Raw genomic sequence first — 16,998 nt, forward strand, 5'->3', positions numbered from 1 at the left:
ACCGTCACGGCCGGATAGGGTCGCAGCCGTGGTGACCTGTCCCGACCGGCGTTCTGCTGCCCTCGCCGAGCTGTCCGACCTGCTCGCCGGGCCGGTGGTGCCGGCCGCCCGCGGCCTGCTCGGCGCCCGGCTCTCCGCCGGCGGGGTCACCGTCCGGATCACCGAGGTCGAGGCGTACGCGGGCACCGCCGGTGACCCCGCCTCGCACGCCCACCGGGGCCGCACGCCCCGCAACGCGGTGATGTTCGGCCCGGCCGGCCACGCCTACGTGTACTTCACCTACGGCATGCACTGGTGCATGAACGTGGTGACCGGCCCGGACGGGGAGGCCTCGGCGGTGCTGCTCCGGGCCGGCGAGGTGGTCGACGGCCTCGACGTCGCCCGGGCCCGGCGCCCCGCCGTACGCCGGGACGTGGATCTCGCCCGCGGGCCGGCCCGGCTCTGCGCGGCGCTGGGGATCGACCGGTCGGTGTACGGCGCTCACCTGCTCGGCGACGGCCCGGTCCGGCTGCTGCCGCCGGCCGTGCCGGTGCCGGCGGAGGCCGTCGCGGCCGGGCCTCGGGTCGGGGTGACCGGCGCGCACGACGTGCCGTGGCGGTTCTGGATCACCGGCGACCCGACCGTCAGCACCTACCGTCGGCACGTACCCCGCCGGCGCGACCAGCCGGTCGGCAAACAGTCACAGGCGTGACCGGGTCGATCCACGCCCGACCGAAGTCAGCTTGACGTGGCTTACCGGAGGACGGCCATCGATACGGCTTCGCGGTAGAGACGGGTGACAGCCTCGCGGAGCCCAGGAGTGACCGCGAGCGTCACGACGGACTTGATGTCGTGGTCGCCGCCATCCTGGTCGACGACGGCGGCTCCCGCCTCCCGGGCGATGACCACGCCGGCCGCCATGTCCCAGGCATGATTGGACAGCGTCAACGCCGCGTCCAGCTTGCCTTCGGCGAGCCACGCCAGGTCGAGCGCTGCGCTGCCGGTCATCCGCACTCGCTGCACCTCGGCTGCGAGCTTGGCGGTCAGGGCGAGGCGGATGTTGTTGCGGGAGTCCGCGTCCGGGCCCACCGCGTAGTCCCCGATGGCGACCATGGCCGCGCGCAGCCTGGTCGTCGCGCTGGTCCTGATCCTCTGCCCGTTCGCATGGGCGCCGCCGTCCCTGGTTGCGGTGTACCTCGTCGCGAGCAAGGGCACGTCGATGACCCCGAGCACCGGCTCGTCGCCCCGCACGAGGGCGAGCGACACGGCGCACATCGGCAGACCACGTACGAAGTTCGCCGTACCGTCGATCGGATCGAGGACCCAACGCATCTCCGCTGAGCCGGTCTGCCCTTCCTCCTCGCCCAGGAATCCGATCTCCGGCGTCTCCGCCTGGAGGAAGGCGCGCACATCGCGCTCGATCGTGTAGTCGAGGTCGGAGGCGAGATCCCGGTCGCCCTTGACGGTCAGCGCCCCCGGCGGCTGCTGAACAATTCTTTCGGTCGCGCGGCCCACGGCTTCCGTCGCGATCGGCAGCAGGTCACGGGACTCGCTCACAGCAACCGTCCCCGTCGCCACTGCGACTCGAAGACCTGCTCGAAGACGGCGTACAGGCCCGCGCCCCGCTGATCCTCGCGGATGACGAAGGCGGGGGAGTCGACTCCCCGCGTCCCGGCGAGGTAGGGCTGCGCCACGCACAGATCGTCCACGAGCAGGATGTTGAACCGGAGTGTCTCGTCGTACGCCGACAGGGTCATGTGCTCCCGCAGATCGGCCGGAAGGCGGTCACGGACACGCAGTAGCGTCTCGATGTTGAGCTTCGTCAGCGCCGAGAGTTGGCCGGCGGGAAAGCCTTCCTCCGCCTCGCGCGCCTGAATTGCCGCACCGTCGGGGTCGAGGAACAGGCAGCGTAGGCGGCCACCCCTTGCCAGTAGATCCAACCAGTGGCGGTCGGCATAGTCCTGGCAGAGCAGATTGAGGGACAGGCCCGACGCGCGGATGTCGTCGGCACCGTCGAACAACTGGTGCGTAGGCAGGTGCGCAGAAAGCTGAGATCGGTTGAGGTGGACGGCGGTGAGACCGCCCAACTCGCCAGTCTGATCCGGTGAGCTGCCCCGGTGCTCAGCATCCGTTGCCGGTCGCGTCCCGGCGGTGCCGAGCGCCGCTGAGAACCTGGCACGTACATCCGCCGCTGCCGTGCTCAGTGCGGTATCGAGCGCGGCCTGCATCTCCGGCCGTGGCACTACGGCATCCTGGCCGGATTCCCACTTCGACACCGTCCGCTCCGCGACGCCGAGACGGGCAGAGAAGTCCCGGATGCTCAGGCGTAGAGCTTGGCGTAGCACCCGGGTTTCGCGGCCAGTCCACCGGTGCACGGTTGTCGTCATGCCGCCTCCGGTCACGTCCAGATCGGTTTGCGGGCAGCCTAGCGCGACGAAGTGCGGAACAGTTACCGGCGAAGTGCAGTCCGTAGTCATGTCGGGGCATCGCGCGGTTGACCAGGGTGGACGCATGGCCCGGGGCGGGTGCTGGGCTCCGGCGCGGTCGACCCGGTCGACGGCACCGCCCCCGCCCGCCTCGGCGCCGTAACCCGAGCCAAAGGAGTGGCATGAACGTGATCGCCGAGCAGGGGGCGCCGCAGCGATGATCTACGTGACCGGAGAACGCCTGCGTCCGTACCAGGTGCGAGCTGCCGTCTTCGACACCCGCTGGCGCGGGGTCGACCCCGTGCAGGTGCACGCCTACCTCGACCGGGTGGCCGACGAGCTCGATCGGCTGCACCGCGAACTGGCCACTGCGGTTACCGATGCCGAACGCATCCGCCAGGCACTACGGCAGTGGCAGTCCCGCCACAACACCTGCCGCCCGAACAGCAGGCACCTCCAGTGACTGCACCTCGCTGGATCATCCACCTGCCGACCACGTTGACCAGTCGCGAAGGCGCGACCATCCTCGCCACGGCACTGCGCGACTCGCTCGATCACATCAGCGCAATCGACTTCGGCGAGACCACCCTCAGCGAGGAGGACCGGCAGTTCCTGCGTACCCCCGTCTGGTGTGACGCCCGGATCGACGGTGCCGGCCGCTGCCGGCGGCGCGACGGCCACGACGGACCGTGCCGGTCCCGCTAGGCCGGTGCCGACCTGTGCCTCCTTGACTGCGGGTCGGCTCGGCAACATACGGGTTGCGTCGACTGTGCCGCCGTGTCCGGTCTGCGTTTGTATCGGCCCGAACGAGGGTCGGTTGCGGAGAACGGCGACCGGGCGGGTGAGTCGTCGGATCATCGCTCACCGGCCCTTCCGTGCGCCCCGTTTGCCCACTGCGGCACCGGGAACGCGACCGGTGCGCCAGCCAGTGCGCCGCCGCCCAAGCGGCCTTCGAATCCTCGGCGACGGGCCCTCGGAAGGAGAGACCCGGTGGACAGCACCGAGTTCCTGAACGCGGTGGCGGAGCGGTCCCGACTGCCGCTCCCCGAGGCGGCGACGGTCACCCGCGCCACCCTCACGACGTTGACGGCGCGGGTCAGTGGCGGGCAGGCCCGCGACCTGGCCGCGCAGCTTCCCGAGGAGTTCCGGGGGTGCCTGCGCAAGGAGGTGGACTTCGCCGAACCGCTCGATCTGGTCCAGTTCCTCGAGGAGGTCAAGGACCGCTCGGGACTGGACGACGAGCGGGCCGCCGCGGGTGCCCGCGCCGTGCTGACCACCGTCTGCGAGGCGGTCAGCGCCGACGAGCGCGACGACCTGGTCGCGGAACTGCCGAAGGATTTCCGGCGGCTGCTCCGACCGGCGGCTCGCGTCCGAGGGTGACCTCCGTCCCGGCTGGGCCGGCCCGTGCCGTCGACGCCGGGACGGGAGGCACCCTCAGCCCAGTCGCACGGCGGCCCGCACGGCCAGGTCGCGTACGCGGTCCGGGTCCGAGGGGTACGCCCGGACCGTGGTCACGAGATCCCCGACGCGGACGACGGCGATGTAGTCGACCTGCGGTTCCGTGCTGTCCGCCGGGGTCTGTTCCTGCTTGAGGAGCACCGACTCGTCGCCGGCGATCCCGGTGTCGACGACGGTGACGCGGATGGCCGGCCCGTCCGTGGCGGCTGTTCCGCACCGGTCGACGACGGCGCGGACGTCGTCCAGGTTCCCGTCCCCCCAGCCGGTCTCGTACCGCTCCACGATCTGGAAGGCGCTGGTGGCGGCGTCGCCGTTGCCCGATCGATAGGCGACCGTGTCGACGGAGTCCTGGTGCCGGAGCGACGGGAACAGGTCCGACCGGTACGCCGCGCAGACGCCGTCCCAGAATCCCCAGAACCACCTGTCCGGGTTCTGGATCTGTTCCGCCTCGAACGGGCGCCAGGTGCCCGGCCCCAGGTCGCCGGGCTGGAGCAGCCCGCCGGCGGCATTCCCGGTGGGCCCCGGCCGGGACGGCGACGGCGTCGGGGTGGGCGGCGTCGGGCTCGGTGCCGTGGCGGTCGGCGTCGGGTCGGCCGGGGGCGCGACGCCGTCGGGCCGGGACGGCCAGACGATCGCGCCGAGGCCGGCGGCCGCGGTGGTGACGGCGAGGACACCGGCCCCCGCCGCGAGAGCCGTGCGCCGGGTGCGCTGCCGGCCACGCCGTCGCACCTGCTCGGCGGCCGCGAAGTCAGCCGGAGGCCGCGCGCCGCGGATCCCGGCGAAGAGCGTATCGAGCTGATCAGACACGGCTCTCCTCCTCAAGGTCGATGCCGAGCAGCCCGGCGAGCGCACGCCGACCGCGCGCGAGCCGGGCCTTCACGGTGCCCTCGGGCGCCCCCGTCTCCCGGGCGACCGCCGAGACCGGCAGGTCGCAGAGGTGGTGCAGCACGATCGCGGCGCGTTGCTCGACCGAGAGTTGGGCGAGCGCGGCGACGAGCGCGACACTGTCCGGGTTGGGGCCCGGCAGGTCGTCGGGTGGGCCGGCCCGCCGGTGGGCGAACACGGCATTGCGGGCCCGGCGCCAGCGGCTCACCGCGATCCGCCGGGCCACGGTGCGCATCCACGCCTCGGGCGCGTCGTACTCCCGCACCACCGACCATCGTTGCCAGGCCCGGGCGTACGCCTCGTGCAGCACGTCCTGGGCCTCGGCGGCGTTTCCGGTCAGGGCGTAGAGGAACTCGAACAGCCGCTGCCGCGACGCGCGGTAGAACGCGTCGAAGGAGCTCTGCGGGTCCTCCGCCGCCGTGACTGCGGTGTCTGCCTCCGGCATCGGGTCCCCCTCCCGTCCTCGGCCCGGTAGAGCCGGGCCGCGGGTGCGGCCGGCGTGACACCCCCACTGACGCCCGGCCCGGAGCGGCGGTTGCATCGGCGCGAACAAGACTTCCGCGGGGCTTCCCAGATCCCTGATCTGACATCTAACATATCAGTTGTGGATCTCAAGCCGGTGGGTCGCACGCTCCTGCGGGACCAGGCGTACGTCGCCATCAAGCAGGCGATCGTCGCCGGGGCGCTCGCGCCCGGCCAGGTCGTCCGCGACCATGACCTCGCCGAGCGGCTGGGCTTCTCCCGGGCGCCCGTCCGCGACGCGCTCGCGCGGCTCGCCGACGAAGGGCTGGTCGAGTCCAAGCCGCAGAGTCACACCCGGGTGACGCCGCTCATCCTGCGCGACGTCCGCGACGCCCTGGTCGTCGTGCGGACCATGCACGAGGTGGCGACCCGGTCGGCCGTCCCCCGGCTGAGCGGGGACGACATCGCCACGATGCGCGCGGCCAACGCCGAGTTCGCCGGCGCCGTGCGCAGGGGTGACGTGGAGCGCGCGCTGCGCGCCGACGACACCCTGCACGACGTGCTCGTGGCCGTGTGCGGCAACCGGGCGGTCGCCGCGACGATCGACCGTTACACCCCGCTCATCCGTCGGCTCGAGCGCCAGCGGTTCACGACCCTGCCCGGCGAGGGATCGGTGCGCCGGCACGAGGAGCTGATCCGGGCGTGCGCGTCCGGCGACGCCGACGCCGCCGCCGACATCACCGCCACCATCTGGTCCAGTCTGGACGAGATCCTTCAGGCCGATCTCGCGGGTGGACCCGTCCGGGCACCCCACGACGACCTTCCCGAGGAGATGCCATGACCCCCGCACTCGATTCGTTCCCCCGGTACCCGCTGCTCTTCGGCGCCTCCCCGGTGCACCCGCTGGAGCGGCTCACCGCGCACCTCGGCGGTGCGCAGGTGTGGGCGAAGCGGGAGGACTGCAACTCCGGCATCGCTTTCGGCGGCAACAAGACGCGCAAGCTGGAGTACCTGGTCGCCGACGCGCTCGCGCAGGGCTGCGACACGCTGGTGTCGATCGGGGGCGTGCAGTCCAACCACACCCGGCAGGTCGCGGCGGTGGCGGCCCGGGTGGGCCTGCGCTGCGTGCTGGTCCAGGAGAGCTGGGTGGACTGGCCGGACGCGGTCTACGACAAGGTCGGCAACATCCTGTTGTCCCGTCTCGCCGGCGCGGACGTCCGCCTGGTCCGGGCGGGCTTCGGCATCGGCGTCAAGGAGAGCTGGCAGCAGGCGCTTCAGGAGATCGAGGAGGCGGGTGGCAAGCCGTACGCCATCCCGGCGGGCGCCTCCGACCACCGCCTCGGCGGGCTCGGCTTCGCGCGGTGGGCGTACGAGGTGGCCGAGCAGGAACGCGAGCTGGGCGTCTTCTTCGACACGATCGTCGTCTGCTCGGTGACCGGGAGCACCCAGGCCGGCATGGTGGCCGGCTTCGCCGCCCTGGAGGCCGCGGGCGGCCGGCCCCGCCGGGTCGTCGGTGTCGACGGCTCCGCCAAGCCGACCGAGACCCGGGACCAGGTGGCCCGGATCGCCCGCGACACGGCCGCCCTCATCGGGCTCGACCGCCCCCTCGCAGACGACGAGATCATCCTCGACGAGCGGTACCACGGCGGCACGTACGGCATCCCGGACGAGCGCACCCTGGACGCCATGCGCACCGCCGCGCGTACGGAGGGGATGATCACCGACCCGGTGTACGAGGGGAAGTCGATGGCCGGACTCGTCGACCTCGTCAGCACCGGTGAGATCGGTCGGGACTCGACCGTGCTCTACGCCCACCTCGGCGGCCAGCCCGCGCTCAACGGCTACAGCGCGCTGTTCTCCTGAGGGCCGTTCCCGTCACGTTTCTCTATCGATACACTCCCATCGTTCGATGAGCGGCCATGTCCCGGCGCCGGTGCGGGCGCGGTGGCCGGTCCGGGCGGGGAGGACGCATGCGCGGAATCCGGGCCGGTCTCCTGGTGGGGGTCATGGTCGCCGTCGGCCTGGTCCCGGCGTCCGGCGTGGCCGCGTCGGACGACCCGCACACCACCGGGCCGCTCACCATCCAGAGCGTGCCGAACGGGCGCATGGTCGACGTCGACGGCGGCGTGCTCCAGGACGGCCGGAAGGTCCAGGAGTGGACGTACAACGGGACCGGCGCCCAGCAGTGGCGGCTGCGGGCCAGTGGCGACCACCACCGGATCGAGGCCGTGCCCGACCCGGCGTACTGCCTGGGCCGGGAACACGCGGGTGACCAGGCGCGGGTCGTCCTGCGGCGGTGCGCCGACGGGCTGACCGACTGGCGGTTCCAGGCGCTCGGCGGCGAGCGGTACCGGATCACCGACCCGGCCGGCGGCGGGCATCTGCGCGTACGGGACGTGGTGCCGACCAACGGGCGGGACCTGGTGGTGGGCGCCGACGGCGGGGCGGGCGCCGAGTGGTACCTCACCGACCTGACCCTGCCGCGCCGGGCCCTGCCCGCCGACCCGCGCCTGGACCAGGTGACCTTCCTGGTCGCCCACAACGCCATGGCCAACACCGACGAGGGGTTCTGGGGCCGATTCCCGAACCAGTCGTACCGGCTGCGCGACCAGCTCGGCCACGGCGTGCGCGGCCTGCAACTCGACGTGCACCCGTACCGGGGCGACGTGCGCATGTGCCACGGCGGCTGCTGGGGCAACGAACGGACGTTGAGCGACGGGCTGCGCGACGTGGTCGCGTTCCTCACCGCCGACCGGGACGCCGTGGTCACGCTCTTCCTCGAGGACTACACCGGCGTGGACGAGCTACGGGCGGCCGTCGAGCGGGTCACCGGGCTCGACGCCCTGCTCTTCCGCCCGGACCGCTCGGGCGTCCGCGACCGTGGGTGGCCGCGCCTGTCGGAGCTGCGGTCGAGCAACCAGCGGCTGCTCGTCTTCTCCCAGCGCCCCGGCCGGGAGGCGTTCGGCGTGATGTACGACCGGGACTGGACGGCCGAGAACTACTGGTCGCTCGGCACCGGCGGTGGCGCGCTGGACTGCCACAGCCGCTGGGCCGAGGTGCCGCTGGCGAAGGAGGAGCCGGGATTCCGTCGGCTGCACGTGATGAACCACTACCGCGACATCCCGACGGAGTGGTCGGCCGCCGCCGACAACGGCGCGAAGCTGCGGGACCGGGTGCAGCGGATCTGCGCGCCGTCCGCCCGCCGCAAGCCCAACTATGTGGCGGTGGACTTCTACCAGAAGCCCGAGGGCGGAGCCACGTGGGACCTGATCCGGGAGCTGAACACCTACTGGTGAGCCCGTACTCAGCGTCGATTCTTGAGCTCGTCGCACAGTCTCTCCGGATCCCGGATGAAGGACCTCTTCGCGTCCCGCAGGCGGGAGAAGTCCTCGATCATGTGCCGTACCTCGCCCGGCGTGAACCGCCGGTCGGCGTCGCCCTCCCGCTCGAGCCACGTGATCACCTCGTCGTAGCTCGTCCATTCGCGCTTGCCCATGAGGCGCTCGATGTCCGTGACGTCGTAGTCCTTCTCCGTCGCCTGACTGGCCGGGTCATGAATCTTCACTGGTTCCCCCAACAGTGACGTGTAGGCGGGCCGGATGCGGGGTGCGGTACCACCGCGCTCCGGCGGTGCCGCATTCCCCGACGCTCCGCACGAAAACCGGCGACGCCAGGTGGCCCAGCTCGCCGAACGGCGTGGAGGCTCTTGACGCCCCACACATTCGGGCGTAAACAAAGGGGAAGCCACATCGAAACGGCGGTGAAACCAAGCGATGTACGCCGAGGAACGGCAACAGGAGATCCTCCGCAGGGCCCGGGCCCAGGGGCGCGTCGACGTGATGGTCCTGGCCGAGGAGCTGGCGGTGACCAGCGAGACCATCCGGCGGGACCTGACCGCGCTGGAGCGCGCCGGGGTGCTGCGCCGCGTGCACGGGGGCGCGATCCCGGTCGAGCGTCTGGGTTTCGAGCCGGCCCTCGCCGCTCGGGACGCGGTGCTGACCGCGGAGAAGGAGCGCATCGCCAAGGCGGCCCTCGCCGAGGTCCCGGACGAGGGAGCCGTCATCATCGACGCGGGCTCGACCACCGGGCGGCTGGCCCAGGCGCTGAACACGGAGCGCGAGCTGACGGTGATCGTCAACGCTCCGCCGCTGGCGACCCTGCTGGCCGCCCGACCCAATCTCAACGTGATCATGCTCGGTGGCCGGGTTCGGGGCCGGACGATGGCGACGGTGGACGACTGGGCGCTGCAGGCGCTGTCCCAGATGTACGTCGACGTGGCGTTCATGGCGACCAACGGCTGCTCGGTCGAGCGTGGGCTCACCACGCCGGATCCCGCCGAGGCCGCCGTCAAGCGGGCGATGATCGCCTCGGCCCGGCGTACCGTGCTCCTGGCCGACCACACGAAGTTCGGCAACGACTACCTCGCGCGGTTCGGCCGGCTCGCGGACGTCGACCTCGTCATCACCGACACGGGGTTGAGCACCGCGGCCGCCGGTGAACTGCGGCACGCCGGCCCGGAGGTGATCCGGGCATGATCCTCACCGTCACCCTCAATCCGAGCCTGGACCGGGCCGTCGCCGTCGAATCGCTGGTGCGCGGAGCGGTGCTGCGGGCGGCGCCCGCGCACCTCGACCCGGGCGGCAAGGGAGTCAACGTCGCGCGGGCGCTGCTCGCCAACGACGTGCCGTCGCGGGCCGTCATCCCGTGCGGCGGGCCGGAGGGGGAGCAGTTGGTCCGGCTGCTGGCGGCGGAGGGCGTACCCATGGTCGCCGTACCGGTCGCCGGACGGACCAGGTCCAACATCACCCTCGCCGAGCCGGACGGCACGATCACGAAGATCAACGAACCGGGCCCGGCGCTCTCCGGCGCCGAGCTGGAGGCGGTGACCGAGGTGGTCCTGTCCGCCGCCGGCTCGGCCGACTGGGTCGTCGTGTGCGGCAGCAACCCGCCGTCCCTGGCGGTCGACGAGTTCGGCAAGCTGTGCCGCCGGTTGCTCGACGCGGGAGTCCGGCTCGCCGTCGACACCAGCGGCCCGGCGCTGGTCGCCGCGGCGGCCGCGGGAGCATGGCTGCTCAAGCCCAACCGGGAGGAGCTCGCCCAGGCCACCGGGCGGTCGGTCGACTCGACCGAGGACGTCGTCGCCGCCGCCCAGCACCTACGCGAGCTGGGCGCCCGGGCCGTGGTGGCCAGCCTGGGCGCGGACGGCGCGGTCCTGGTCGATGGCGACGGCGTCGTCACCGGAACCGCACCCGTCGCCGAGCGCCGGAGCAACGTCGGCGCCGGGGACGCCCTGCTCGCCGGCTTCCTGGCCGGTGGCGCCACCGGCGGGGAGGCGCTCGCCGAGGGGCTCGCCTGGGGCGCGGCGGCGGTCAGCCTGCCGGGCAGCCGGATGCCCGGACCGGGCGACCTGCGCCGCGACCACGTCCACATCGAACATCGGCCGGACCTGGTCCGGCACCTGCTCACCAGGGACTGACTGACCCGACCCACCCCCACCACCCGCACCGGCCCGGCGGCCGGCAGTCGAACAGGAGGCCTCCCATGGCCACGGATTACACCCCCGCCGTCACGGGGACCGGCATCAAGGCCCGGATCCAGCGGGTCGGCGGTCACCTGGCCGGCATGGTCATGCCCAACATCGGTGCGTTCATCGCCTGGGGCCTGATCACCGCGCTGTTCATCCCCACCGGCTGGCTGCCCAACGAAACTCTCGCCGAGCTCGTCGGGCCGATGATCACGGTCCTGCTTCCGGTGCTGATCGGCTACACCGGGGGCCGGCTGGTGCACGGCCAGCGCGGAGCGGTCGTCGGCGCCGTCGCCACGATGGGCATCGTGGTCGGCAGTGAGGTGCCGATGTTCCTCGGCGCCATGCTGATCGGCCCGCTGGCCGCGTACCTGCTGAAGCTCTTCGACAACGCCGTCGAGGACCGCGTCCGGGCCGGCTTCGAGATGCTGGTCAACAACTTCTCCGCCGGCATCATCGGCGGTGGCATGGCGCTGGTCGGCGTCTGGATCATCGGCCCGGTCGTCCGGTCCGTCACCAACCTCGCCGGTGACGGTGTCGACTGGCTGGTCGGGAACAACCTGCTCCCCGTCGCCTCGGTGCTGGTCGAGCCGGCGAAGGTGCTCTTCCTCAACAACGCGATCAACCACGGCGTGCTCGGTCCGCTGGGCGTCGCGCAGGCGGCGGAGACCGGCAAGTCGATCCTCTTCATGATCGAGTCCAACCCCGGTCCCGGGCTCGGGCTGCTCCTGGCCTACCTGTTCTTCGGGCCCCGCACGCTGCGCCCCAGCGTGCCGGCCGCGATCATCATCCAGTTCCTCGGCGGTATCCACGAGATCTACTTCCCGTACGTGCTGATGAAGCCGCGTCTCATCCTCGCCATGATCGCCGGCGGGGCCGCCGGTGTCGGCACCTTCATGATCACCGGCGCCGGTCTGGTCGCCACCCCCTCGCCGGGGAGCATCTTCGCCTACGCGGCCGTCACGCCACGGGGCGGCTGGTTCGGCGTCTTCCTCGGGGTCCTCGTCGCCGCGGCGGTCTCGTTCGTCGCCGCCTCGGCGCTGCTCGGCTTCGGCCGGCTCAAGGACGAGCAGCCGGACGACCAGGCGGGCGATGAAGACGCTGATGCCACTCCCGCGACCGCCGACCAGGCCGCGCCCCTGCCGCGGCAGACCGCCGGAACCCGTACCCCCACCGCAGCTTCGGAGGCCTGAGCCACATGACCACCATCCAGGGAAGCGACATCCGCAAGATCGTCGTCGCCTGCGACGCCGGCATGGGCAGCAGCGTGATGCTCGCCAGCCAGCTCCGCAAGCAGCTCGGCAAGCACTCGGTGGCGGTGGAGCACACCCCGGTCGAGCACATTCCCGCCGACGCCGACGTGGTCGTCGTCCACACCGGACTCGCCGCCCGCGCCCGGGCCGTCGCCCCCGAGAAGGTCATCGTGCCGTTCCAGGTGTTCGTGGGCGACCCGGCGGTGGCGAAGGTCGTCGCCGCGGTGAAGAGCGGCGGTGCGGTCGATGGCTGAGGTGGCGACCGGACCGCTCGCCGCGCTGCTCGACCGACGGGCGATCCGGCTCGGCGAGACCGCCGCCGACCGGGAGGACGCGATCCGGCGTAGCGGCGCGGTGCTGGTCGAGACCGGTGCCGTCGATCCCGCGTACGTCGACACGATGCTGGCGCGGGAACGCTCGGTGTCGACGTACGTGGGCGAGGGGGTGGCGATCCCGCACGGCACCCTCGCCGGCAAGGACGCCGTACGCCGGGACGCGCTCGCGGTGCTCCGCTTCCCGGCCGGCGTGGACTGGGGCGGCGAGCAGGTCGTGGTCTGCGTGGCGATCGCCGCCCGCGGCGACGGTCACGTGGCCCTCCTCGCCCAGCTGGCCGAGATCCTGCTGGATCCGGAGCGAGCCCGCGCGCTGCGGGAGGCGACCGAGGCCGACGAGGTTCTCCGGCTGCTCAAACCCGTCGATGAGGAGACAGACTCATGAAGGTTGTGCGCTTCCACGCTCCCGGTGACGTGCGGGTCGAGGACGCACCCGAACCGACGCCGGGACCGGGCGAGGTCAGGATCCGGGTACGGAACTGCTCCACGTGCGGCACCGACGTGAAGATCTGGCGCTTCGGCCACCACCACATCGACCCGCCACGGGTGATGGGCCACGAGATCGCCGGCGAGATCGTCGAGATCGGGGCAGAGGTGACCGGCTGGCAGCCCGGCGACCGCGTCCAGGTCATCGCCGCGATCCCGTGCGGGCGGTGCGACCAGTGCCGCCGCGGCCGGATGACGGTCTGCCCCAACCAGGAGTCGATCGGCTACCACTACGAGGGCGGCTTCGCCCAGTACATGGTCGTGCCGGCCAAGGTGCTCGCCGTCGACGGCCTCAACCGCATCCCGGACGGGGTCAGCTTCGCCGAGGCGTCGGTGGCCGAGCCGTTGGCGTGTGTCCTCAACGGCCAGGAGCTCGCGCGGGTCGGGGAGGGCGACGACGTCGTGGTCATCGGCTCCGGCCCGATCGGCTGCCTGCACGTACGGCTCGCCCGGGCGCGCGGTGCCGCCCGGGTCACCCTGGTCGACCTCAACCGGGACCGGCTGGACCTGGCGGCGGCGCTCGTCGCGCCGGACGCCACGGTCTGCGCCGCGGAGACCGACCCGGTCGACGCGGTCCTCAAGGTGACCGACGGCGCCGGAGCCGACGTCGTCATCACCGCGGCCGCCTCCGGTGCCGCCCAGGAGCAGGCGTTGCAGATGGTCGGCCGCCAGGGCCGGATCAGCTTCTTCGGCGGCCTGCCCAAGGACCGGCCGGTCATCGCCGTCGACGCCAACCTGGTGCACTACCGCGAGCTCACCATCGTCGGCGCCAACGGCTCCAGCCCCGCGCACAACAAGGCCGCACTGCAGCTCATCGCCAGTGGTGCGGTGCCGGTCGCGGATCTGATCACCGACCGGCTGCCGCTGGAGCGGGCGCTCGACGCGTTCGACATCGTCTCCCGGGGCGCCGGTATCAAAGTCACCATCGAGCCCTGACCGGCTCGGATCCGCGGATCCACCACCTGAGGAGTCGTCATGCCCGAACGTACCGTCCCCGTCGGGTCGACCAGCGGGCTGCACGCCCGCCCCGCCGCCCTCTTCGTCGAGGCCGCCACCGCCCAGCCCGTCGCGGTCAGCATCCGGCTGCCGGGTGGCCGGCCGGTCCCCGCCCGCAGCATGCTCTCCGTCCTGTCGCTCGGGGCGACCCACGGCACCGAGGTGGTCCTGTCGGCCGAGGGCGACGGGGCGGAGGCCGCGCTGGAGGTCCTCGCCGATCTGCTGCGGCGCAACCTTGACGAGGAGCCGGCCGATGCCTGAGCGGCTGACCGGAATCGGGGTCAGTCCCGGCCTGGCCGCCGGTCCGCTGCTGCGGGTGGCTCCCGCGCCCCGGTTGCCGGAACCGGCCGCCGTCGCCGACGTCGAGGCGGAACTGACCCGCGCCGATGTGGCCCTCGCCGCGGTCGTCACCGAACTGCGCCGCCGCGCGGACTCGGCGGGGCGGCCGGAGGCGGCCGGGATCCTCCGGGCCCAGGCGATGATCGCCGAGGACCCGATCCTCCGCGACACGATCGCCGAGGCCGTCCGGGCCGGTCGGGACGCCCCGCACGCGATCGCCGACGCCTTCGCCGAACACCGTCGGGCGTTTCAGGCCGCCGGCGGCTACCTCGCCGAACGGGTCACCGACCTCGACGACATCCGGGACCGCGCCGTCGCCGCGAGCCTCGGGCAGCCGATGCCGGGCGTCCCGACCCCGGGATACCCGTACGTGCTGGCCGCGCGCGACCTCGCCCCGGCCGACACCGCCGACCTCGATCCCGACCTGGTGCTCGCCCTGGTGACCGAGCTGGGCGGCCCGACCAGCCACACCGCGATCCTGGCCCGGTCCCTCGGTCTGCCCGCCGTGGTGTCCTGCGCCGGGACGCTGGCCGTCCCCGACGGAACGGTGGTCCGGGTGGACGGGGCTTCGGGCGAGGTGCTCACCGACGCCGACGAGGCCCTCGTCGCCGCCACCCGGACCGCGGTGGCAGTCCGGCGCGGGCGGGCCGACCGGAGCCGGGGACCGGGCCGCACCGCGGACGGGCACGAGGTGAAGCTCCTGGTCAACATCGGCTCCGCGGCCGAGCTGCGCGGGGAGGAGGCGGCCGGGGCGGAGGGGGTCGGGCTCTTCCGCACCGAACTGCTGTTCCTCGACCGGACCACGGCGCCCGGCATCGAGGAGCAGAGCCGGGCGTACGCGGAGGTCTTCGCGGCGGTGGGCGGCCGCCCGGTGGTGATCCGGACGCTGGACGCGGGCGCCGACAAGCCGCTGCCCTTCCTCGACCAGGCCGGCGAGCCCAACCCGGCACTCGGCGTGCGGGGCCTGCGGATCGCCCGACGCCGGCCCGAGGGGCTCCGGACCCAGCTGCACGCCATCGAGCTGGCGGCCCGGCGGACCGGCGCGGACGTCCGGGTGATGGCGCCGATGGTGGCGACCGCCGCGGAGGCCGGCGAGTTCGCCACGACCGCGCGCGGCGCCGGCCTGGACACCGTGGGCGTCATGGTGGAGGTGCCGGCGGCGGCGCTGCGCGCCCGGCGGCTGCTCGAGAAGGTCGACTTCCTCAGCGTGGGCACCAACGACCTGAGCCAGTACGCCTTCGCCGCCGACCGACAGTGCGGCGACCTCGCCGACCTGCTCGATCCGTGGCAGCCGGCACTGCTGGAGCTGATCGCCGGCTGCGCGACCGCCGGTCGGACGCGCGGCAGGCCGGTCGGCGTCTGTGGGGAGGCGGCCGCCGACCCGCTGCTCGCGGTGGTGCTCGCCGGTCTCGGCGTGGGCAGCCTGTCGATGTCACCGCGGGCGCTGGCACCGGTGCGGGCGGCGCTGGCCGCGCACTCCCTCGCCGACTGCGAACGGCTGGCGGCGCTCGCGCTCGCCGCCGACGACGCGGAGCAGGCACGGGCCGCCGTAAGGCGCGAGGCCCGGCCGGCGCCGGACTGAACGGGCGGGTCACCCGCACTCGTAAGGGCAGGTCGACCGCGGTCGCGGATTGTGCCGGGCGCCCCTTCCCGCGGTCCGCGACACCGCCGCACCGGACGGCCGCGTGGACCGCCCGGCCGGCCGTCGGTTTCTGTCGGTCGGTGTGGCCATAATCACGACACGCGTTTCGCCGAGGGACGGAGACGGTCGATGGCCACACTGCTCGCGATCGGGACGGCCAAGGGCCTCTTCCTGGCCACCAGCACCGACGGCCGGCGCACCTGGGAGGTGGCCGGGCCGCACCACCCGATGACCGGGGTGTACGCGGTCGCGATCGACACCCGCCGCGCCACACCCCGCCTGATCGCCGGCACCACCAGCTCACACTTCGGTCCGACCGTCGCCACCAGCGACGACCTCGGCGCCACCTGGCGCGAGCCGGAGCAGGCGCCGGTGGCCTTCCCGGCCGACACCGGGGCCAGCCTGGGCCGGGTCTGGCAGCTCACCCCGGCCGGCGCCGACCAGCCCGACGTGGTGTGGGCGGGCACCGAGCCCTCGGCGCTGTTCCGGTCCGACGACGGCGGCGTGACCTTCGAGCTGGTGCGGGGCCTGTGGGACCACCCGCACCGGGAGCAGTGGGGCGCGGGCTTCGGTGGCCAGGCGGTGCACACCGTGCTGCCGCACCCGGCCGACGCCGACCGGGTCACCGTCGCCATGTCCACCGGCGGCGTCTACCGCTCGACCGACGCCGGCACGACCTGGTCGCCCGGCAACACGGGCATCCGGGCCTACTTCCTGCCCGATGAGTGGCCCGAGTTCGGCCAGTGCGTACACAAGGTCACCCGTGACGCGGGCGACGCCGCCCGCCTCTACGCGCAGAACCACCACGGCGTCTACCGCTCGGACGACGACGGGCGCACCTGGTCGTCGATCGCGGAGGGCCTGCCCAGCGACTTCGGCTTCCCGATCGTCACGCTGCCGGGCCGGCCCGGCAGCGTCTTCACCTTCCCCCTCGCCGCCGACAGCGAGCGCTTCCCGGCCGGCCGCCGGTGCCGCGTCTGGCGGTCCGGCGACGCGGGCGCCACCTGGGAGCCGTTGAGCGCCGGCCTGCCGGAGGGGCCGTTCTACCCGGCCGTGCTGCGCGACGCGATGTGCGCCGACGACAGCGATCCCGGCGGTGTCTACTTCGGCACCCGCTCCGGCGAGGTCTACGCGAGCTGTGACGCCGGCGACTCGTGGTCCCTGGTCGCCGCGCACCTGCCCGACGTGCTGTGCGTCCGCGCGGCGGAGGTCTGAC

Annotated in this window: 21 protein-coding genes; 16 read left to right on the forward strand and 5 right to left on the reverse strand. The window is 73.0% G+C overall.

What is annotated here, in order from left to right:
• The first annotated feature begins 31 nt into the window (after positions 1 to 31).
• The gene (locus HCJ94_RS23580; RefSeq protein ID WP_168003258.1) at positions 32 to 691 is read left to right on the forward strand and encodes a DNA-3-methyladenine glycosylase; all 660 of its coding nucleotides are present in this window, start codon (positions 32 to 34) and stop codon (positions 689 to 691) included.
• 41 nt (positions 692 to 732) lie between these two features.
• On the opposite strand, the gene HCJ94_RS23585 is transcribed toward HCJ94_RS23580, so the two are convergent.
• The gene (locus HCJ94_RS23585) at positions 733 to 1,536 is read right to left on the reverse strand and encodes an inositol monophosphatase family protein (protein ID WP_168003225.1); all 804 of its coding nucleotides are present in this window, start codon (positions 1,534 to 1,536) and stop codon (positions 733 to 735) included.
• Positions 1,533 to 2,366, reverse strand: a complete 834-nt coding sequence (locus HCJ94_RS23590) for a DUF5919 domain-containing protein (protein WP_168003226.1) — start codon at positions 2,364 to 2,366, stop codon at positions 1,533 to 1,535. Before HCJ94_RS23590 ends, HCJ94_RS23585 begins: the two co-directional genes overlap by 4 nt.
• 256 nt (positions 2,367 to 2,622) lie before the next feature.
• Between HCJ94_RS23590 and HCJ94_RS23595 the strand changes: the two genes are divergently transcribed.
• The 3 genes from HCJ94_RS23595 (at position 2,623) to HCJ94_RS23605 (ending at position 3,785) form a co-directional block, all read left to right on the forward strand.
• A complete protein-coding gene (locus tag HCJ94_RS23595) occupies positions 2,623 to 2,868 on the forward strand; it encodes a DivIVA domain-containing protein (RefSeq protein ID WP_168003227.1) in 246 nt (81 codons plus the stop codon).
• Positions 2,865 to 3,110: a hypothetical protein gene (locus HCJ94_RS23600; protein ID WP_168003228.1), complete on the forward strand. Its 246-nt coding sequence runs from the start codon at positions 2,865 to 2,867 to the stop codon at positions 3,108 to 3,110. Before HCJ94_RS23595 ends, HCJ94_RS23600 begins: the two co-directional genes overlap by 4 nt.
• Before the next feature lie 285 nt (positions 3,111 to 3,395).
• Positions 3,396 to 3,785, forward strand: a complete 390-nt coding sequence (locus HCJ94_RS23605; RefSeq protein ID WP_168003229.1) for a DUF2267 domain-containing protein — start codon at positions 3,396 to 3,398, stop codon at positions 3,783 to 3,785.
• A gap of 54 nt (positions 3,786 to 3,839) precedes the next feature.
• On the opposite strand, the gene HCJ94_RS23610 is transcribed toward HCJ94_RS23605, so the two are convergent.
• Both HCJ94_RS23610 and HCJ94_RS23615 read right to left on the reverse strand, forming a co-directional pair.
• Positions 3,840 to 4,670 (reverse strand): hypothetical protein, encoded by an 831-nt coding sequence (locus HCJ94_RS23610; protein WP_168003230.1) that lies wholly within the window; start codon positions 4,668 to 4,670, stop codon positions 3,840 to 3,842.
• A complete protein-coding gene (locus HCJ94_RS23615) occupies positions 4,663 to 5,193 on the reverse strand; it encodes a SigE family RNA polymerase sigma factor (RefSeq protein ID WP_168003231.1) in 531 nt (176 codons plus the stop codon). Before HCJ94_RS23615 ends, HCJ94_RS23610 begins: the two co-directional genes overlap by 8 nt.
• Before the next feature lie 159 nt (positions 5,194 to 5,352).
• Between HCJ94_RS23615 and HCJ94_RS23620 the strand changes: the two genes are divergently transcribed.
• The 3 genes from HCJ94_RS23620 to HCJ94_RS23630 all read left to right on the forward strand — a co-directional run bounded on the left by HCJ94_RS23620 (position 5,353) and on the right by HCJ94_RS23630 (position 8,506).
• Positions 5,353 to 6,051 (forward strand): GntR family transcriptional regulator, encoded by a 699-nt coding sequence (locus tag HCJ94_RS23620; protein WP_205801789.1) that lies wholly within the window; start codon positions 5,353 to 5,355, stop codon positions 6,049 to 6,051.
• Complete coding sequence (locus tag HCJ94_RS23625) at positions 6,048 to 7,073, forward strand: 1-aminocyclopropane-1-carboxylate deaminase (protein ID WP_168003232.1); 1,026 nt, start codon at positions 6,048 to 6,050, stop codon at positions 7,071 to 7,073. Before HCJ94_RS23620 ends, HCJ94_RS23625 begins: the two co-directional genes overlap by 4 nt.
• A 107-nt stretch (positions 7,074 to 7,180) precedes the next feature.
• On the forward strand, positions 7,181 to 8,506 hold the full coding sequence (locus HCJ94_RS23630; protein WP_168003233.1) for a phosphoinositide-specific phospholipase C-related protein: 1,326 nt from the start codon (positions 7,181 to 7,183) through the stop codon (positions 8,504 to 8,506).
• An 8-nt stretch (positions 8,507 to 8,514) separates the two neighbouring features.
• On the opposite strand, the gene HCJ94_RS23635 is transcribed toward HCJ94_RS23630, so the two are convergent.
• Entirely contained in the window at positions 8,515 to 8,787 is a 273-nt protein-coding gene (locus HCJ94_RS23635) for a hypothetical protein (RefSeq protein ID WP_168003234.1), read from the reverse strand.
• 196 nt (positions 8,788 to 8,983) lie between these two features.
• Here HCJ94_RS23635 and HCJ94_RS23640 point away from each other — a divergent pair, with 196 nt between their 5' ends.
• The 9 genes from HCJ94_RS23640 (at position 8,984) to HCJ94_RS23675 (ending at position 16,997) form a co-directional block, all read left to right on the forward strand.
• Positions 8,984 to 9,745, forward strand: coding sequence for a DeoR/GlpR family DNA-binding transcription regulator (locus HCJ94_RS23640; protein ID WP_168003235.1), 762 nt, complete (start codon positions 8,984 to 8,986; stop codon positions 9,743 to 9,745).
• Positions 9,742 to 10,686: a 1-phosphofructokinase family hexose kinase gene (locus HCJ94_RS23645; RefSeq protein WP_168003236.1), complete on the forward strand. Its 945-nt coding sequence runs from the start codon at positions 9,742 to 9,744 to the stop codon at positions 10,684 to 10,686. The genes HCJ94_RS23640 and HCJ94_RS23645 overlap by 4 nt, the downstream gene beginning before the upstream one ends.
• Before the next feature lie 65 nt (positions 10,687 to 10,751).
• Entirely contained in the window at positions 10,752 to 11,927 is a 1,176-nt protein-coding gene (gene mtlA, locus HCJ94_RS23650) for a mannitol-specific PTS transporter subunit IIC (protein ID WP_240944454.1), read from the forward strand.
• A 5-nt stretch (positions 11,928 to 11,932) separates the two neighbouring features.
• Positions 11,933 to 12,241, forward strand: a complete 309-nt coding sequence (locus HCJ94_RS30480; protein ID WP_240944455.1) for a PTS lactose transporter subunit IIB — start codon at positions 11,933 to 11,935, stop codon at positions 12,239 to 12,241.
• On the forward strand, positions 12,234 to 12,704 hold the full coding sequence (locus HCJ94_RS23655; protein WP_168003237.1) for a PTS mannitol transporter subunit IIA: 471 nt from the start codon (positions 12,234 to 12,236) through the stop codon (positions 12,702 to 12,704). Before HCJ94_RS30480 ends, HCJ94_RS23655 begins: the two co-directional genes overlap by 8 nt.
• On the forward strand, positions 12,701 to 13,741 hold the full coding sequence (locus HCJ94_RS23660; RefSeq protein ID WP_168003238.1) for a zinc-dependent dehydrogenase: 1,041 nt from the start codon (positions 12,701 to 12,703) through the stop codon (positions 13,739 to 13,741). Before HCJ94_RS23655 ends, HCJ94_RS23660 begins: the two co-directional genes overlap by 4 nt.
• Positions 13,742 to 13,780: 39 nt before the next feature.
• A complete protein-coding gene (locus tag HCJ94_RS23665; protein ID WP_168003239.1) occupies positions 13,781 to 14,062 on the forward strand; it encodes an HPr family phosphocarrier protein in 282 nt (93 codons plus the stop codon).
• Entirely contained in the window at positions 14,055 to 15,722 is a 1,668-nt protein-coding gene (ptsP, locus tag HCJ94_RS23670) for a phosphoenolpyruvate--protein phosphotransferase (RefSeq protein ID WP_168003240.1), read from the forward strand. The genes HCJ94_RS23665 and ptsP overlap by 8 nt, the downstream gene beginning before the upstream one ends.
• Positions 15,723 to 15,911: 189 nt before the next feature.
• Positions 15,912 to 16,997: a WD40/YVTN/BNR-like repeat-containing protein gene (locus HCJ94_RS23675; RefSeq protein ID WP_168003241.1), complete on the forward strand. Its 1,086-nt coding sequence runs from the start codon at positions 15,912 to 15,914 to the stop codon at positions 16,995 to 16,997.
• The last annotated feature ends 1 nt before the right edge of the window (position 16,998 follow it).

The sequence above is a fragment of the Micromonospora thermarum genome (assembly GCF_012034245.1).
Lineage (GTDB): Bacteria > Actinomycetota > Actinomycetes > Mycobacteriales > Micromonosporaceae > Micromonospora > Micromonospora thermarum.

Coding starts and splice junctions, on each gene's coding strand:
- HCJ94_RS23590 (WP_168003226.1), bottom strand. CDS start 2,366: ATGACGACAACCGTGCACCGGTGGACTGGCCGCGAAACCCGGGTGCTA.
- HCJ94_RS23595 (WP_168003227.1), top strand. CDS start 2,623: ATGATCTACGTGACCGGAGAACGCCTGCGTCCGTACCAGGTGCGAGCT.
- HCJ94_RS23615 (WP_168003231.1), bottom strand. CDS start 5,193: ATGCCGGAGGCAGACACCGCAGTCACGGCGGCGGAGGACCCGCAGAGC.
- HCJ94_RS23625 (WP_168003232.1), top strand. CDS start 6,048: ATGACCCCCGCACTCGATTCGTTCCCCCGGTACCCGCTGCTCTTCGGC.
- HCJ94_RS23630 (WP_168003233.1), top strand. CDS start 7,181: ATGCGCGGAATCCGGGCCGGTCTCCTGGTGGGGGTCATGGTCGCCGTC.
- HCJ94_RS23640 (WP_168003235.1), top strand. CDS start 8,984: ATGTACGCCGAGGAACGGCAACAGGAGATCCTCCGCAGGGCCCGGGCC.
- HCJ94_RS23645 (WP_168003236.1), top strand. CDS start 9,742: ATGATCCTCACCGTCACCCTCAATCCGAGCCTGGACCGGGCCGTCGCC.
- mtlA (WP_240944454.1), top strand. CDS start 10,752: ATGGCCACGGATTACACCCCCGCCGTCACGGGGACCGGCATCAAGGCC.
- HCJ94_RS30480 (WP_240944455.1), top strand. CDS start 11,933: ATGACCACCATCCAGGGAAGCGACATCCGCAAGATCGTCGTCGCCTGC.
- HCJ94_RS23655 (WP_168003237.1), top strand. CDS start 12,234: ATGGCTGAGGTGGCGACCGGACCGCTCGCCGCGCTGCTCGACCGACGG.
- HCJ94_RS23660 (WP_168003238.1), top strand. CDS start 12,701: ATGAAGGTTGTGCGCTTCCACGCTCCCGGTGACGTGCGGGTCGAGGAC.
- HCJ94_RS23665 (WP_168003239.1), top strand. CDS start 13,781: ATGCCCGAACGTACCGTCCCCGTCGGGTCGACCAGCGGGCTGCACGCC.
- ptsP (WP_168003240.1), top strand. CDS start 14,055: ATGCCTGAGCGGCTGACCGGAATCGGGGTCAGTCCCGGCCTGGCCGCC.
- HCJ94_RS23675 (WP_168003241.1), top strand. CDS start 15,912: ATGGCCACACTGCTCGCGATCGGGACGGCCAAGGGCCTCTTCCTGGCC.